At 50.5% G+C, this 17,588-nt stretch carries 12 protein-coding genes; all 12 read right to left on the bottom strand.

Features of this window, described 5'->3' with window-relative positions:
- Positions 1–73 precede the first annotated feature (73 nt).
- Positions 74–3,844 carry a helicase-exonuclease AddAB subunit AddA gene (addA, locus tag ACTOY7_RS14515; protein WP_482670989.1) on the bottom strand — a complete coding sequence of 1,257 codons (3,771 nt, stop codon included), beginning with the start codon at positions 3,842–3,844 and terminating at the stop codon, positions 74–76.
- Positions 3,845–7,387, bottom strand: coding sequence for a PD-(D/E)XK nuclease family protein (locus ACTOY7_RS14510; protein WP_482670990.1), 3,543 nt, complete (start codon positions 7,385–7,387; stop codon positions 3,845–3,847).
- Between the two features lie 2 nt (positions 7,388–7,389).
- Positions 7,390–8,385: a helix-turn-helix transcriptional regulator gene (locus tag ACTOY7_RS14505; protein WP_394682570.1), complete on the bottom strand. Its 996-nt coding sequence runs from the start codon at positions 8,383–8,385 to the stop codon at positions 7,390–7,392.
- A gap of 118 nt (positions 8,386–8,503) precedes the next feature.
- Complete coding sequence (locus ACTOY7_RS14500) at positions 8,504–9,727, bottom strand: LuxR C-terminal-related transcriptional regulator (RefSeq protein WP_482670991.1); 1,224 nt, start codon at positions 9,725–9,727, stop codon at positions 8,504–8,506.
- A 175-nt stretch (positions 9,728–9,902) separates the two neighbouring features.
- Positions 9,903–11,522 (bottom strand): ATP-binding protein, encoded by a 1,620-nt coding sequence (locus ACTOY7_RS14495; RefSeq protein WP_482670992.1) that lies wholly within the window; start codon positions 11,520–11,522, stop codon positions 9,903–9,905.
- A gap of 153 nt (positions 11,523–11,675) precedes the next feature.
- Positions 11,676–12,695 (bottom strand): hypothetical protein, encoded by a 1,020-nt coding sequence (locus tag ACTOY7_RS14490; RefSeq protein ID WP_482670993.1) that lies wholly within the window; start codon positions 12,693–12,695, stop codon positions 11,676–11,678.
- 13 nt (positions 12,696–12,708) lie between these two features.
- Entirely contained in the window at positions 12,709–13,398 is a 690-nt protein-coding gene (locus ACTOY7_RS14485) for an ABC transporter ATP-binding protein (RefSeq protein WP_482670994.1), read from the bottom strand.
- Positions 13,399–13,477: 79 nt separating this feature from the next.
- Entirely contained in the window at positions 13,478–14,197 is a 720-nt protein-coding gene (locus ACTOY7_RS14480; RefSeq protein ID WP_482672206.1) for a hypothetical protein, read from the bottom strand.
- 125 nt (positions 14,198–14,322) lie between these two features.
- Entirely contained in the window at positions 14,323–14,787 is a 465-nt protein-coding gene (locus ACTOY7_RS14475) for an RNA polymerase sigma factor (protein WP_482672207.1), read from the bottom strand.
- Between the two features lie 152 nt (positions 14,788–14,939).
- Positions 14,940–15,542 (bottom strand): PilZ domain-containing protein, encoded by a 603-nt coding sequence (locus ACTOY7_RS14470; RefSeq protein WP_160281597.1) that lies wholly within the window; start codon positions 15,540–15,542, stop codon positions 14,940–14,942.
- Between the two features lie 123 nt (positions 15,543–15,665).
- On the bottom strand, positions 15,666–16,811 hold the full coding sequence (locus ACTOY7_RS14465) for a hypothetical protein (protein ID WP_482672208.1): 1,146 nt from the start codon (positions 16,809–16,811) through the stop codon (positions 15,666–15,668).
- 380 nt (positions 16,812–17,191) lie between these two features.
- Positions 17,192–17,359, bottom strand: a complete 168-nt coding sequence (locus tag ACTOY7_RS14460) for a hypothetical protein (RefSeq protein ID WP_482672209.1) — start codon at positions 17,357–17,359, stop codon at positions 17,192–17,194.
- Positions 17,360–17,588 lie beyond the last annotated feature (229 nt).

Raw genomic sequence — 17,588 nt, 5'->3', positions numbered from 1 at the left:
AAGAACTTGTTTAGCAATTCTTTACGCGCGGCACATATCCGATCGTCAGCGAAATCCTTTTCCGCTTCGTTTTTCAAACCCGGATCTCTTCTCCTAATGTAAAAGAATAAATCAGCTTTTCCTTCACCTTTTTTCCAAGTAACAGCTCCAGCGCTTCCGCATAATATTCTAACTGGGCATGGTATTTTTCTTGCAGATCCTCGGCCCTTTTTACCTTGTCCGTCTTATAGTCCAGCACCACCAGCTCTCCGTCCTCTTCAAAGTATACGTCTATGATTCCCTGGATCAGGATTGCTTCCCCGCCGGTCTCCTCCGGGTAGATCTCTTTCGCGTCCACCCCCAGAACAAAGGGCTGTTCCCTGTAAAGCCGGGACTGCCGGGCAGCCCGGTGCATCCGCGCTCCGGAGGCGCAGCGCAGAAATCCAAGGATATCCCGGATCCGGATGCAGTCCGCCATTTCTTCGGACAGCTTATTTTCCTCACAGAGCCTTTTGATGACCTGCTTCAAGCTCTCTTCCTCATATTCTGCCGTAAAATCCAGAAGCTCCAGCAGCTTATGATACGCGCTTCCCCGGGAAGCCCCCGCAAGCTCCTCCTGTTCCTGCAGAAATTGGGGAATCAGAGGGATCACGTCCGGCTCCTCAAAAATCTGCTCCCCGCTCTCTTCTGAGAGGTAGGCCCGTTTTTTCAGCTCCGACACCGTGAATTTCATTTTCATCTTCCGGTCATTCTCATAGGGATAGGAAAATCCGGCCTGCTCCTCCAGGCGTGCCTTCAATTCCGGCGCATAGACCCGGCTGGTATCCCAGTGCTCCAGCACATCTCTTGCCAGCATGTCTCCTTTTTCCTCGGCCGCGTCCAGGAGCGCCGCGTCCCGGCTGCTTCGGATCTGGATGCGGATAGGAGCCTCTCTCCCGCAGACAGCCGGGAGCACCCAATCCAGACAGCATCTCGCGCCGGCCAGCCGGTAAAAGGGGAGCGCCCCTTCCCGGTTGGCTCCTTCCCCCTGCCGGGCAGCTTCTTCCAGCACCTTTTCCGCTTCCGGAAGCTGCCCGGTGAGGATCAGCTTTTCCTTTGCACGGGTCATGGCCACATAGAGCACCCGCAGCTCCTCCCCCAGATTTTCCAGCATGACCTCCCGCTGGATGATCTTTTTCAAAAGGGTGGGGATCCTGGTCCTCCGTTTCAGATCCACCGCGTCGATCCCTACGCCCCATTCCGGATGGATGATCATGCTGCCCCTCACATCCTGGGTGTTGAACCGCTTGCCCATGCCTGCCACAAACACGATCGGAAATTCCAGGCCCTTACTCTTATGGATGCTCATGATCCGCACCGTATCAGACTGTTCGTCCGCAATATTGGCCTCCCCGTAGTCCACATTGTATTTTTGAAGCTGCTCGATATAACGCACAAAATTGAACAGTCCTTTGTAGCTGCTCCCTTCAAATGCCGCCGCCTTTTCCACCAGCATCTCCAGGTTGGCCGAACGCTGTTCGCCCCCCGGCATTGCGGCAATATACAGACCGTACCCGGTGTCCTCCATGATCTTCCAGAGCAGCTCATGGATTGCCGTAAAGGGAACCATATCCCGAAAATGCTCCAGCTGCCGGTAAAATGCGTCCAGACGCCTCCACAGCTCCTGCCCCTGGTTTTCTTCCCCGGGATCCTGCATCCGCCCCGCATTCACATATTGCTCCGCGGCTTCATAAAATGTCCCTTCCGGAGCCGCCGCGCGGAGCTCCGCCATCTGCCCCGCGTCCAGACCCGCAAAAGGAGACGCCAGCACCGCCGCTAGGGGCACATCCTGTCTCTGGTTGTCCAGAAGCCGCAGGTAATCCAGCAGTACGCTGACCTCATAGGCCTCAAAATATCCCTCCCTGCTGCCTGCATAGGCCGGGATCCCTTCCTCCATCAGAACCGCCGAAAATACATCTGCCCAGCCCCGGATGCTCCGGGTGAGGATCACCATATCCTGATATCTGGCTTTCCGGTACTCCCCGGTCTTTTTATCTTTCACCTGCCCGTTCCGGACCAACTCATGGATCCGCTTTGCCACCATCCGGGCTTCCAGCTGCCGGTCCGTCCCTTTGGCATACTCTGCGCCGTCCTCTTCTTCCGGCAGTTCCGATTCCGAGGTATCCAGAAGAAGCAGCTCTGTTTCATTGACCGAAGTTCCATCCTCTCTGAGGAGAGGTTCAAAGTCCGCGCCGGGATAGAGCGCCGCCTGACCGTCATACACGATTCCGCCCAGCTCTTTGCGCATGATCCGCCGGAACACGTCATTTACACTGTCCAGCACCTCCGCCCTGCTTCGGAAATTCCGGTGCAGATCAATCCTCTGCCTGTCGCTGTCTCCGGTATCATAGGTATCATATTTTTCCATGAACAACTCCGGCCTGGACAGACGGAAGCGGTAGATGCTCTGCTTCACGTCCCCAACCATGAAAATGTTGTTCTTCCCCCGGCCCACCGTGGAAACGCTGGTCAAGATCGCCTCCTGGATCAGGTTGCTGTCCTGGTACTCATCAATCATGACCTCCGCGAACTGCTCCTGATATTCCCGGGCCGCCAGGGACGGAATCAGCTCCCCTTCCTGCTCCTCCGTCAGGATCCTCAGCGCAAACTGCTCCATATCGCTGAAATCGATCATATTTTTTCTCTGCTTTTGTTCCGCGAATGCCTCTCCGAACCGGATCACCAGCTCCGTAAACACCTTCATGACACCGTAGGAAGATTCCATGTCCTCCAGCAATTCCTCCGGTCTCTCATAGAAATAGGTTGCCGCCAGGTCCTTCACCAGCTTTTTCATCTGGTCCCGGAGCGCCTTAACCTGGTCCCGTTTTTCCGGAGACACGCTTTCGTCCTTTTTCGCAGACAGCCGTTTCCAATTGGCAGACAAGATCCGTTCATACAATCCGGCAAATGTATCCGCAGCCAGGATCCCCTCCAGCATCTCCCGGTCTGATTCCAGCATATCCCCATACATATAAGGCCCGTCCGGCTCCTCGCAGATCCGGATTCCCTGAGTCAGAAGCTCCCGGACATCCGCAAGATACTGCTTCACCTGCGCCATGGCTTTCCGGAAATACACCGGCTCCGGCGCGCCATTGCTCACGGCTTCCGCTGCATCCTGCGCGTCTGCCGCTTCTGATCTTTCCGGCGCGTCCTGCGCGTCTGCCGCATCCGGCGTGTTCGGTAGATTCTGCCCGCCTGCGCCTTCCGGCTGCCCCTGCGCGCAGGGCGCATACATCTGCGCGCACTGCCTAAGCCACTTCTCGGGCTGGGGATAGCTTCTGGAATACTCGTAGAGCTGCAGGATCAGTTCCTCCAGCTTCCGGTCATTTCTCCCGCTCCCCAGCTTTTCCACAAACTCCAGAAAACCTTCCGTCCTCTCCTCATAGCATTCCTCCAGCAGATCCTCCAGGACATCCTGCTTCAAAAGCTTTAATTCCCCCTCCTCCGCGATCCGAAACCCGGGATCAATGTCAATAACATGAAAATGCTCCCGAATCACCGAAAGGCAGAAGCTGTGGATGGTGGTGATCTGCGCGCTGTGGATCAGGGTCGCCTGACGCTGCAGATGCACGTCCTCCGGCCTGTTTTCCAGCTCCTTTTCAATGGCTCCCCGGATCCGTTCCTTCATCTCCGCGGCCGCGGCCTCTGTAAATGTAACGATCAGGAGACGGTCCACATCCACCGGATGGTCCGCATCTGTCAGGATCCGGATGATCCGCTCCACCAGCACCGCTGTTTTTCCCGAGCCTGCTGCCGCGGATACCAGGATATTCCGGTTCCGCAGTTCGATCACCTTTTTCTGTTCCTCGGTCCATTGTACTCCCATTTACAGCTCCCCTCCTTTCCCTGCATCCGCAATTATTTCTTCATTCTCCTCTTTCTGTAGCCGCCTTGCGCGGTATGTTTCCTCTGCTTCCTCCCGGATATGCTCCAGGACCTCTTCCTTTGAGTAATTCTCCAGGCTTCGGTAAGCATACCCGTCCAGCCGCGGATCAAAGCCGCAGATCCCGCGGTAGGCACAGTAATCGCAGCCTGTACTCCCGTTCAGCTCATAAGGCGCGGCCTCCGCATGTCCCTCTCCCATCCGGGCTTTCAGCTCCTGTTCCTTCTTCCTTGCAAAGGCCAGAAACAGCGCAAAGTCCTCCGGCGGCAGGGCGCGGGAGCTTTTGCTCAGGCTTCCGTCCTTATTTCTCCCCACCGGGATCAGATTGGAGCTGCCGCTCAACCCCCGTTCCAGATGTTCGATCACTGTATCATCCGCGTTCACCAGACCGTCCAGCCGGAGCTCCTTCAAAAGCTTCCCTTCCAGGACCCGGTCATTTGATTCCTTCTCCACAAAAGGATCCTGCATACGATAGTAAAAGATTCCCGCCGGAACCACTTCCTTCCCCGAATCCTTTCCCTTTTCGTTTTTCTTTTTTTCCAGCTCAAGGGCCGCGTTGAGATACACCGGAAGCTGCATCTGAAGTCCATGATAAAATGCAGTGATGTCAAAGCTTTTCATCCCGGTCTTATAATCCGTCACTTTGACATAGACATTTCCATCATCCTCGCAGGTATCAATCCTGTCAATCTTCCCGCTGCCGAATTTCAGCTCAAAACCGCTGGGACGGAAATCCCCCTGAGCCATCTGCTTCGTCAGCGCCCACACGGAGCGCCGGATCAGATTCGTGATCCGTGTGATCATATACTCATTGCGGGCGCTGCTGAACAGCACTGTATTGCCGTAGTCCGCAATGCTCTCCTCCACGCTCTCCCGAATCAGCCGCTCCCGAAGCTCCTCTGTCAGCTCCGTCCAGTCCATCCGGTACTCCTCCGCCTTCCGCGCAAACCGCTCCATGGACTGGTGGGCGATGTTTCCCAGATCCAGTGATTCGAACTGGTACTGCTCCCGCTCTGACAGTCGAAGCCCATAGGTCAGGAAATGAGCATAGGCGCAGGAGGCGAACTGCTCCAGCCGGGTCACGCTCACCCGGGAAGCCTCTCCGAACAGCCGATCCGCCGCTGCCTTTGCCAGAAGGTCCGGCTCCTTCCTGTAAAATGCCGCGTCCAGGATCCGATCCATTCCCTCCGGCTCCTGCTTCCGATACCAGGTATACAGCTCCTTCCATTCTCCGTCCAGTCCCTGCCTCCTGCCGCGAAGGCCCCTGGCAACAAAAGCCGCGCCCCTATCCCGGGTCAGTTCCTGTTCCGAAAGGGTGCGCATTTCCTCATCTGACACCGGAATCTCTGGGAACAGACGGCGGATATCCTGGATCAGATAGGCCGGCCGCAGAGCCTTTCCGTCGGAGGATACCTTGCTGAAAGAAAGATACAGCTTTTGAGACGGCTTCGTCAGATTCATATAGAGATAAAATTTCTGGATATAGGTCTTTTCCTTTGCTCCCGGAGACAGGGACAGCTTTTGTTTGGTAAATTTTTCCCTGTCCCGTTCCGACAGAAGTCCCCCCTGCCCCAGATTTCCCGGAAGGAAGGTGTCGTTGGCCCCCATGAAAAACAGGACCTTCAGGTTATTCAGCCGGGTCCTCTCCACATCCCCAATGACCACCTGGTCCAGGCTGGGAGGAATGACCCCCACCTTGGCCTCCTCCAGCCCGGCATCCAAAAGCTCCCGGTATTCCTGCAGGGACACCGGCTCCTCCCCCAAAAGCTCCACAAATTTGTCAAACAGCTCGATCACAATGCGGTAAACCTGGGAGTACTCCTTTGCCAGCGCCAGCTCTCCCATGGACTGGAACAAAAGCTCCTGCTTCCGGATCTGTTCCTGGAGCTTCTCCTGCACAAAATATTCATACACGGCAAGCGTAATGTCCCCCACCGTCTTCTTTCGTTTCCGCAAAATAAACAGCAGATTTTCCAGCTTTTCCACAAACCGGACCCGAAGGCTGTTGAGAAGCTGAAGCTCCTCCTCCGTGCATCCCCTGGCCGGCCTCAGCCAGGGCTCCTGCCACTTTTTATGGCCCCGGATCCCCAGTGCGATCACATAATTCTCCAGCCGGTCCGTCTCATCCCTTGTAAACCCGGATATCCCGGTGCGCAGAAAGCGGAATACGCTTTCATAGGAAAAATTTTCATCCGCCATTGCCAGAAGACTCCGCAAATACTCCACAAAGGCATTCAGGAGGATGCTTTTCTTGTGATCCATAAATTCCGGGATTCCAAAGGTATCGAATGCCTTTTCCAGATGCGCCGCATAGGTGTTCATATCGCTGGCGATTACCGCCACGTCCCGGTAGCGGTATCCATTTTCCCGCACCAGACGCCGAATCTGGGACGCCACAAATTCCGCTTCCTCTTTCGGGTTGCGCACAGCATGGAGGGAAACCGAGTCTGCCGCAAAATTCTTTCCACAGTCTGCAGATCCCATACCAGAGGTTCCATGCTTTTTTGCGTCTGCCGTCTCCGCGCTGCTGGTTCGATCTTTCCCTTCTTCCGCAGAAACTGCATCCAAAGCCGTCTTCCGTCCTTTCCCCGCATACCGAAACAGCCGTTCTTCCAGCAGCCCCAGCGCCGGATTTTCCTGAAAACGCCGCACCGGTTTCCCATACAGGTATACCGGATCCTCCACCATGGTCTTCTGCTCCCCTGCGATCTTCACCAGCCCGGTCACCATCTGCTTGCTGATGGCGAACAGCTGATAGGGATGCAGATACACAAACGGATCCTCCCTCTCATCCATGACAACCGTGACTACCACCTTTTTACACGCCTTCATCAATTCTCCCAGCAGCTTATTCTGCACTGGGGTAAATCCGGTGAATCCGTCCAATGCCACGACGCTGTTTTTCAAAAGGGCCGACTCCGGAACCAGATCGCTCAGGACGTCCAGCAATTCCTCCTTTGTGATATATTTGTCCGCCAGATACTCCTCAAAACCTTCGTATACCGTCCGGATATCCGATAATTTGTAATACAGATAGCTCTCCGGCTCCAGCGTTTCCAGAAACGCGTCCAGCTCCTCCAGCCCGATCCCATACTGGGTAAACTCGGAGATCACGGACTTCACCTCGCTGATATACCCCTGCTTTTTCAAATTCCCCTTCAGGATTTTCAGGTCTTTTTCAAACTTCCCAGCAATTTTACGCAGGATCAGATTCTTCCCCTCATCGTCCAGCACCCGGTGGTCCTCCTTCCCCAGCTCCTCAAAGATCCGGTGGGAAAGGCGTACAAAGCTGAGCACATCAATGTTCATGATCCCATGCCGGGGATGGGCCATGCACAGATCCTTCTGGGTCTGCATGGTAAACTGCTCCGGCACCAGCACCAGATAATTTGTTTCTGGGTGCTCTATGGAATCCTTTACGATCTGCTCATATAAATAGTGAGACTTCCCAGCCCCTGAATTTCCGAAAATAAACTGTAACGACATGATCATTCCCCCTTGCTTTCTGTTTGCGGCGAATCATTCAGCAGTGCTTTGATTAATTCATTTTTACTTTTCACATTGACCTTCGAATAAATATTGTGGGTATGCGTTTTCACCGTTCCCATAGATATATACAGCTCTTCACAGATTTCCGCGGTGCTTTTGTGGTCCGCCATGCATCTCAAGATTTCCGCCTCACGCGGGGTCAGCTTGTACCGTTGGGTAAATACCGGAACCCCTTCCCGAAGGTTCGTCCCGGCAAAGTCTGAGACCGTCGGCGGTATGGACGGCTCCTCCGGGGCTTCACGGACGGACGGCGCCTTATCAATCTGCGGAATGCATCTGCCCATGGAATAAATACAGAGAAACATCCACAAAAAATTCTCTGAAAAATTCCGTTCCGAGATATACGGGATATCCGACAAAAAGAAATCAATATGAGAAATGACCAGACTATCCTCCAGCAGGATGCAGATGTTCAGCAAAAATACTCCGAAAACAGGAAGGGTATGCCTGCCCATCTCTTCCCTTCTCTCAGGCTCCTGTTCCAGAAACAGGCAGATCCCGAACCAGGCACAATACCCCATCCTGTAAAACTGGCGTACGGAATAGAACAGCCAGACCACCAGCTCAGTCTGAGGCTGAAACACCAGATATATGCAGGCCGCAAGCATGGGCAGGATGGTCAGCACATCCCTGTTTTTCCATTTCCGCCCGGTGATCCAAAGCAGGATCAGCAAATCCAGCAGGAGGATTCCCGCGGAGATTCCGATTCTGAGTGCCGGATAGCTGATGTGGTTCAGATCCTCTGGGTGGATCAGACCTGTCGGAAGCCCGACAAATACGATGTAATGCAGTTCCACTAATTCGATCAGCCAGCAGACGAACAGCAGGATCAGATACAGGTATTGCGGTTTCTTTGTCCGCAGATAGAGAATCCCTGCCGGGGAGATGGATGCCGCGCAAACGCTGATCAATATTACACTGTAAAAAAATATCACCTTTTCCAAATCTTCTACCTCTTTTTATTGGAGAGCACTCACAGGAACTCCGTTGTGCAGCCGATTTCCGAGAATACTCCAGAAAAAATCAACGCTGCCATCTTCTGGATTGAATCCTCTATCTCGTCTTTGTCAGGGCACGGATCAATTCCTGCCTGCTTTTCACATTGGCCTTCATATAAATGTTATGGGTATGGGTTTTCACGGTTCCGGTTGAAATGTTCAGCTCTTCACAGATTTCCGCAGTTGTCTTATATTGAAGGATACAATCCAGAATCTGTATTTCACGGGGTGTAAACTTATACTCCTCCGACACAGTCGCCAGGTATCCGAACCTCGCCGCTTCCGATGCCATCCCTATACCGCTGTTTTGTTCGGCCCCTGCGGCCGCAGGCATCAATCCGGATGTGCGCCCAGGGCCGGATCTGCCTATAGCCCCGGATATCGGCACAGAAGCGGATATACCTGCGGCTCCGGGTGCCGGCATGGAATCGGATACTCGCATGCCTCCGGGTGCCGGCGCAGCACCGGATACTCCCATGCCTCCGGGTGCCGGCGCAGCACCGGATACTCGCGTGCCTCCGGGTGCCGGCGCAGCACCGGATACTCCCATGTCTCCGGGTGTCGGCACAGGACTGGATACTGCGGCAGACGTTCCGCCCTGTTCCAGCTCCCGGACACAGTAGACCATGGAACACAGCATGATAAAAAGCCAGAGGATATTTTCTGAAAAATTCCGCTCTGTTACGGAAAGCATGTCCGTAAAATACGTCTGGATGTGGGAGATCAGCAGGCTGTCCTCCAAAAGGATGGATACGCTCAGTAAAAACACACCCAGAACCAGAAAGGAACAGCGCTCCATTCTTTTGCGGACCGCCTCATCTTTTTCAAGTCCCCTGCGGATCAGGAAAAAAATACCGTATCCGAAATGGCAGATCTGACGCGGCATGTAAAACAGCCAGATCGTCAGAAGCGTCTGGGGCAGCCAGGCAGTATAAGCGCAGAACAGAGCCACAGCCGCGAAAAGTAGGAGACAGCTTTTATGGAATTTTAGATTCATGATCTGCAGCAGGATCAGCAGATCCAGAAGCAGGGTGGAAACTGTAGTAAAGATCCGCAGAACCGGGAAATGAATCAGGTTGAAATAACGGATATCCTCGGGAAGGCAGAAACGGGCTATGTAGAGCAGTTCAACCAGTTCGATCAGATAATTCGCCAACAGAAGGCAGATATATAAATGCAGAATTTTTTTCGTTTTCACATAAAGCAGGAGAGCCGGAGACAGCGCAAGAGCACATACGATGATCGTGCCCATCCCCAGATAAAACATCATAGACTCCATATTGTCCCCCTCCTTACCCGCTCTAGCAAATACAACAAAATAACAATAACAAAAAAGCGGAAAAAAGTCAAAATTTTTCCCGCCTCGGCCCTGTCCTCCCGTTCCGTGCAGAAGCACCGGAAGTGCTCTGTTTTTAAAGGGTTTAGAAGAGTTTAGAACAAAAGATGTAGAAAAATCAATCGGATTTCAGTCCATCGCTTTGCCGTTCCGTCCAGGGATTTCCGCATTCTACAATTACTTCGCATATCTCATGTCCCCGGTACGAAAATACCCGGCCCTCCCGCAGCTTCTTCACATTTCTGCTGAAGCTGACCAGATATCCCTCCCGAAGTCCTTTTACGTCAAGATAGTCCGCTAACTGATCATACCCTTTCTCTTCGTAAGCGGAACCTCGCCACACCTTTAACTCCACAACAAATTCTTCACTGCCGTAGAATACTTGAATATCCATCCGCCGATTTTTCCGGGTCTGCGGCTCTACTGCATAGTGCCCTGTCCCATTGATGATCGGCCGCAAAAAACTCAGAAACAACAGCCGTCCATGATTCTCTATAAACTTTCCGTTCTCCTCCCGGTATTCGGACTTCATGAATGCCGCAAACCGCCCGATCACTTTTTTCATATCCAGACGCCCGTTTCGGATATACTGGGATTTCTCTATATAGTCCGAATTTTCCAGGCTTGCCGTCCCTCGCACGGAGGTAAAATAGTTCAGGATCAGTGTTTCAAATATGACGTTTGAAACCACAGTCCTCCCATCCTGCTCCTTCAAGATCCCGAACATGACCCCCAGATCAATTGCCGGGTTCATGATCTCAAATACCACATTTGCCCCGTTGATCAGGATCTGTTCCACAAGACCCGAAAATTCCTGATGATTTCGGATATTTTTTATCACATCTTCGAACAGGGGATTTTTTTCTTTCAGCAGGTCGCGCACAGCTGTACGCAGGCTTTGTACCGTCCACTCCCTGTCATTTTCATCCATTTTTTTGCAAAGGCAGCTCACTAAAAACGGATATCCGCCCGTATACAGGTACAATTCCTCCGACATCTTCCGCAGATCCATCCCTGTTCGGTGATCGGCTTCATATTCCTCCAGCATGGTCAGGATATCCGCCGGATGAAAACTCATATTTACATCAAATGAGACTGCCACATTCCACGGACTGTTGTATCTGTGGATCTCTTCCGGCCGGATCTTCTGCTTCAGATTTTTTATGTCATAGACGCCTGCCAGGATCACGGAATGAAATGCTGCTGTCTCTTCTCTGCCGAGATAATACTCCCGAAGCTGCCCCAGAAAATCCAGAAAGACCTGGTTGTTGGATGCCTGATCCACCTCATCGATCATGAGGACAACTTTTTTCCGCGCCGCCCCGCATACCTCGCTGAGTCCTTCAAACAGCTCCGTCAGATCGAACCGCTCTCTTCCTTCGCCTTCCTTCCGGCTTTTTTCCAGATTTTGCAGAGCCTCGGCGCTCAACCCGGTTTCCCTTTCCGCTTTTTTCAGAAAGCCCCGGACAAATGCCTGTGAGAAAGCATATTCATCACGGAATTTTGCGGTGCTCATTTTCTGGAAGCTCATGGAGATCACCGCATAGTCCGGCCTGAGATATTCTTTTAGGGCGTGCAGTAACGTGGTCTTTCCATACTGGCGCGCTCTGTTGATCACAAAATATTCTCCCCGGTCTATCATTTTTTTGATCTCTCTTAGCCGTCCGCCCAGATCTACCATATAGTGCCTGTCCGGATAGCAAATTCCATGAATATTGAATGTTCTGACCCGTTCCATTTCAGACCTCCCAAAATATTGCCTTTTCTTTATATCGTATTCCTTAACATCCACCTTTCTATCATCCTATCATTTCCAGTCGGTTTTTTCAATACAACATGACGCTTAAAAAAATACAGTTCACTGACTGACCAGTGAACTGTAATCTGTCATTCATGCCCCCACCTGACACCGCTTCCAGATTCGTTTTCCTATGAGAAGCAACAATGCGGAAACCAAAATATACACCATCGGCGCCACCTGAAAGAGCGTCATATATTTCCCTAAAACTGAGAGTAGCCTGTCATCCCACAATTCCCACGTCATCAGCAGATTCGTCGGCAGCAATTCATAGACCTTGGAAACCGTGCCATAGGAATAAGGGATATCAATGAACAACGTAAAAATCATAATACCGAACGGCACAGCCATGGCGCCTGCGCTTTTTTTCAGCCATTCCGACAAGAACATGACTGTCATGCTGTACATCACAGATATGAGCAGCAGCAGGAGCATGCAGTTGATCATATTTGCCTGATTCCACAGATTCCCCCACCCTTCCATATACTCATAGGTAAAAGGTATCTTGAGTCCGGCGTCGTTCTTCTTCCAATACATCCGTTCATTTTGTGTCAGCATCTGGTCCCTGCGGTTCTGATCGATCAACCGCTGCCGCTCCGAATACGGCCCGGACGCATCCGCCGCATATATAGATTCATCATTTCCCATAATCCCAAAAGTCCAGCTATAGACCGGCATATATTTCTGCTGATCCACAAGCTTTGCTTCCATTCCATCTGCGCCATCTCGGGCAGCTTCCTCCCTGTCCGCACTGCCCCCGTCGGCCGCTGTAATCGTTGCCCCCGTCGCCCGGTCGATGACTCCCGTCACTTCTTCCCTCTCTTCTCCCTGATAAAACTCCTGCATTTCCCGGAGCAGCGCATCGTCTATTTCTCTTCCCGAAAGCTTCCTTGCGCATTCCCTTCTTATTTTCATCAGCTCATAGCCGGATATATTGATCTCTTCATCACCTTCACTGTAGCCAAACGACGTATTGATCAGATCCGCAAAGCTTAAGCACACACACAGCAAAAGCATTATACCGCTGGTAATCCATACGCTTCTCCTGTATATGATCTTCTTTAATTCATAGAGATATAATGTCCTGAACCCAGGCCCTTCCCATCGTTTCATATCGTTCCTCCCGTCACTCAAACTGCTCCAAATAAAATTCTTCCAGATTTCCCTGTCCTTCCTGCCACTCTCCCTGAAAGATCAGCTGGCCGTCCTTCATCATCAATACCTTGTCCGCAATATGCTCAATATCTGACACAATGTGGGTAGACAGGATCACGATCCCTTCCTTCCCTGCCTCCCCGATCAGATTCCGAAAACGGACCCTCTCTTTCGGATCCAGCCCGGCAGTCGGCTCATCCAGCACAAGAAGCTGCGGGCGGTTCAGAAGTGCCTGCGCAATTCCCAGCCGCTGCTTCATACCGCCGGAATAGGTCTTTATTTTTTTCTTCCCCATCTCCCCCAGGGAAACCAGCTCCAGAAGCTCTGCCGACCTGCGTCTTGCCTGGGACTTTGCCAGTCCTTTCAGCGTTGCTATATAAATGAGGAAATCCATTCCTGAAAACTCCGGGTAATAACCGAAATCCTGGGGCAGATATCCCAGCCTTGCGCGGTATTCCTCGGAAGATACATCCATTCCATCCAATGCGACCGTTCCACTGTCACACCTTAAGATCCCGCAAATCAGCCGCATCGGCGTAGTTTTTCCCGCCCCGTTGGTTCCCAGCAGCCCATACACCCCCGGATGCATTCTGAGCGAAATGCGGTCTACCGCGATTTTATTCTGATATTGCTTTGTCACTCTGTCTAAAATAAGCTCCATTTCAATTCCTCCGTTCGATTCTTAACCTGGATCAACCAGAAATGCAGGACGCAAATAGTTCCTAAAATCCCCCCGGCTTCTACTGATTCACGCACAGACAAGCTCCGAAAGCCGGTTCACATTCCATTTCCATTCTTTCACCGCGCATACGGCGGCCCCGGCCAGCAGCAGAACCCAGCCCAGGGTATACTCTATCCCGAAGAGAACTGGAAACAGTCTCTGTACCAGCAGGTTGAGACCGCTGACGCAAACTGCGATCCCCACACATGCATAAATGGCTTCCTGCCCCTGCGTCTTCCGCACCGCCCACAATCCGGCATCCGCGCTCAGCAGATAGGGCACCAGCAGATACAGTCCGGTCTGAAAAAGTGATGACGTGTGGAACCACGGCACAGGCCGGGATTAAAAAGAGCAGCAGGAGCAAATGTGAGATCCCTAAAATCCCAATCCGGGCAAGCGCCACGCTTTTCAAGGAAAAGCGCGCCGCCATTTCCAGCTCCGACATCTGAAATACATAGGACCGATGATGCTCCGATACAACGGATACTGCCGCAAACGGAAGCAATGCGGAGATCACCCACATCACATCCTGCCCCAAAACACAGGCCCCCAGATAAGCAACTCCAAACAGAACGCCGGAAATGCCCCATACTCGTTTCCGGATATATCCCGCCTGGGAAATCATAAAGGACAGGTTACTGATTCCCGGCTGCGGTACTGATCTTAAAAATGCTTCCTTCCGTTTCGGCGCAGGCGCTTCAAATGCATCCTGCAGTGCTTTTTTTAATTCCTGATCCATCCAAATTCCTCCCTTGATCTGTAACCAGTTTGTATACTCTGTGAAATGTCCGTATTGCCATAATAAACTGCCCTTGGATATAAGGAACTATCCCCCCGCCTGTCATAGTTTACAGTTTCCAGGCCTTATCCGAAATCTGCTTTATCCAGCAGATTCCGCAGCCTCTTCAATGCTTTTTGTATCTTTCGGTAAACCGCAAATCTCGACAGCTTCAAGATCCCGCAGATCTCCGCGATTGAAAGTTCGTTCACATACCGCAAGAGCAGAAGCTCCTGTTCCTCCTCTTCCAATTCTGACAGCGCCGCTTTTACCGCGATCCCTGTGAGCATCTGATCCTCCGGCGCTTCTTCTGTCGGCTCCGCCGGAATCTCATCCGATAATGGCTCTGCCTTCTTCCCACGGCACTCGTCTATACACAGGTTGCGCACAATGGTATAGAGATACCGCAGCTTCTTTCCCCTTTCACAATAATTTCCGCTTTCCAGAAAGCGAAGGAAGGTTTCCTGAGTGATATCTTCCGCCATCTGCTGATGGCGCAGCCTGAAATAACAATACCGGTATATTTTCTCGTACTGCTCTTCTAAATCCATGGATCTGAAACCTCCTTCCATTATGTATAACGTTTTCTCTCTGTGAAATGTGCGGCTCTTTAAAAAATTTATCAAAAAAAGATGCCCCTCTATTGAAAGGACATCCCTTACTCCGAATTTCATTCCTCTATACCGCTTTTCTCTCCGGTGGTCTACCAAATCCTTCCGGACTGCCTCATATGAAGGTACCGCTTGATGTCCCTCTCCGCCCCCTTGGGATAATCCAAAAGCTGACAGCCATAGCCATATCTCCCGTCCCGGAATATCTCTTCCCGCAGGATGCTGACCCGCATCCGGTACTCCGTCTCTACAAAACAGTAAGAAAATTCAGCCATATCTCCGCACTGCTGTCTCGTCCAGGTGATAAAATAAATTCCGCCCTCACCAATATTTTGAATGACACCCGTATATTCTTCCTGATTCGAACCCGTAAACACCGTCTCCTTCTCCATGCCTGACCGCAGGCTCCTCCGCCCCTCTACGATCTCAGTCACTTCTAGGATCTCGCAGTCCGCAAGCCACGGCGCCTGTATGGACGCGTCATAGTTCCTCCTGACAGCAAGCCCGCAGTACGCCTTGACACACCCGATCTGGCTGTCAAAAAAATCAATCCGGATCTTTGCCGTATCGGACAACTCCTGCTCCCGGTTCAAAAGCAGTAAGATCTGTCCCCCGTCGCATTTTACCGGGATCCTTTTCTGATCCCCCTGGTCTGACTCATAGACAGCACAGACCGTACAATGATTTAAAACCATCGGTTTTGCTCCTCCTTTTAACAGTAACATTATATCGAATCTTTCCACTCATTACAAGACGAAAAAGACACCAAAAATCCGAACTGAATTTTTGATGTCTTTCTATTAAAACTTATACTGATTTTAGTTTTTCGAAAACTCGGGCCAGTCTGCCGCTGCTCTCTTTTTGCTCTTCATAGTATGACGTAAAAACTGATTTTCAACATCCTTATGAGAAATCACATTCATGTCTGATAATTCTGCCAGCAGATTATAAAAATCACTTTTTGACATATTTTCTACATCATACTTTTCCCGCAGATATTGAATCTGATCCTCTGTAAGTTCGCTGGTGCCATCGGCATTCCAATTGATTTTCTTATCCAATTTGATGCCTAATATTTCCAGAAATGTTTTACTGATGGATTCATAATCATCTTCTTCCGCAGATGGCGCTGCCTCTCCTTTTTCCTCTATCTTATTTTCCAATGGATGATTTCTGCTACGCGAAAAAAGTTCCTGTTCCAGATGCATCTCGAATAGTTCTTCGGAACATTTCCTTGCCATACCGGATATCATCCTCTCCCTGACAGCACTGGAATATAGTTCCAGATTTCTTTTATTTTCTTCGGTAAAACCTTTAAGAATATCTGAATCCAATTTAAAACAGGTTCCAATCTGGTCCGCCCCGGTATGATTTTCCGTGAAACCAAGCACAAAATCCAAATCCTTTTTGTTCCACGCAGCCTCTTCCGATAAATGCAGCCTGTTACAGGACGCAAGCCTCTCCTGGGTTCTGGCGACATAATCAAACCGTTCATTGATCCCCGGCTCTTTCCCATAAAGATTGTAGGTGCTGATCGAATAATGCTCTCCCGGCCTGAAATATGACAGCGCATCTATTTCGAGAGGTGTGGTATTATAAGGATCAATCTGCTTCACGGCAATTTTTTCTTCAAACAGCTTTCCATGTTCATCTACACCTCTCGCAACCAATACCGGGTTCTCTTCTGTGGATTCGACCGCATGGAAAAATCTGTATTCAATCCCTGGAGCCTTCCAGTGCCATCCAATCGCTTTTTCATCCTTGAGCGCATACTTACATGGTATTTTATCCACCTCGGCACAGGTTTCAAAATTTCCTCTCGATACCGTTTTAATATAGCGCTCCTCATTGGGCACTTTTGTCCCAAATCCGCCTTTCCCACTGTATTTCCTGTTGCTATTTGCTGTCTGATATTTGCGCTGTCCTGCTGTCAAAAGAGCATTCCCATAAGAAATGCCAATCATTATAACATCCCCTCCTTAACACACTTATAATGCATAATCCAACCGGTCACATAAATAATTGTACCATATCATGTCAGAAAACCGGGAACATACTTCTTTAAAAATAGAACATGCGGTGATCGATCATTACTATTCAAGTAAAATGTCGATTTATTTTACACTCTCTTTCCCGCTCAAAAGAACTCCTTTAACCTACAGTCCGGTAATTCTTTCTGATATTGTCATGATTCATCACTCCTCGCTTTTCAAACTTATCATTCACAATAATTTCTAACTGTATTATCATATGAAACATACCTTTTCGCAATTGGAAATATGAGCAGATACAAGATAAAAATAACGCTTCCCGAAAGTGACATGATCAGCAAAAAATTTGTACTTTAATCAAGAGTATATTGTCTACGATAGGCATGACTATCACGATAGGTATCTGTATCCTTCCGTTTAAGTTCCTGAATTACCCGATTGAGTTCTACCTGTATATCTTTTTTCTGTTCTTCTGGTGCCGAATTCAATTTCTGTTCTAATTGTTGTTGCTGTTGTTTCAATTGTTTTATCTCCCTCTCAACAGCAGACAAATCTAAGGTTGTCACCACAACTATTGGCTTTTCACCACTCCCTTCATTATTTTTATTATCTTCTTCACTTTTATCAACATTCTCTATATTATCAGATACATCCTAAAATCCCGTTGAATTATACACAGGTCATACGGTGACCTGGTATAACTCAATAATCTCCCGTTGACGTTTGGTCGGTGTTGTTACAAGCTTTTTA

It is taken from the genome of Schaedlerella sp. (assembly GCF_056796775.1).
This window is presented reverse-complemented; position numbering and strand designations above follow the sequence as displayed.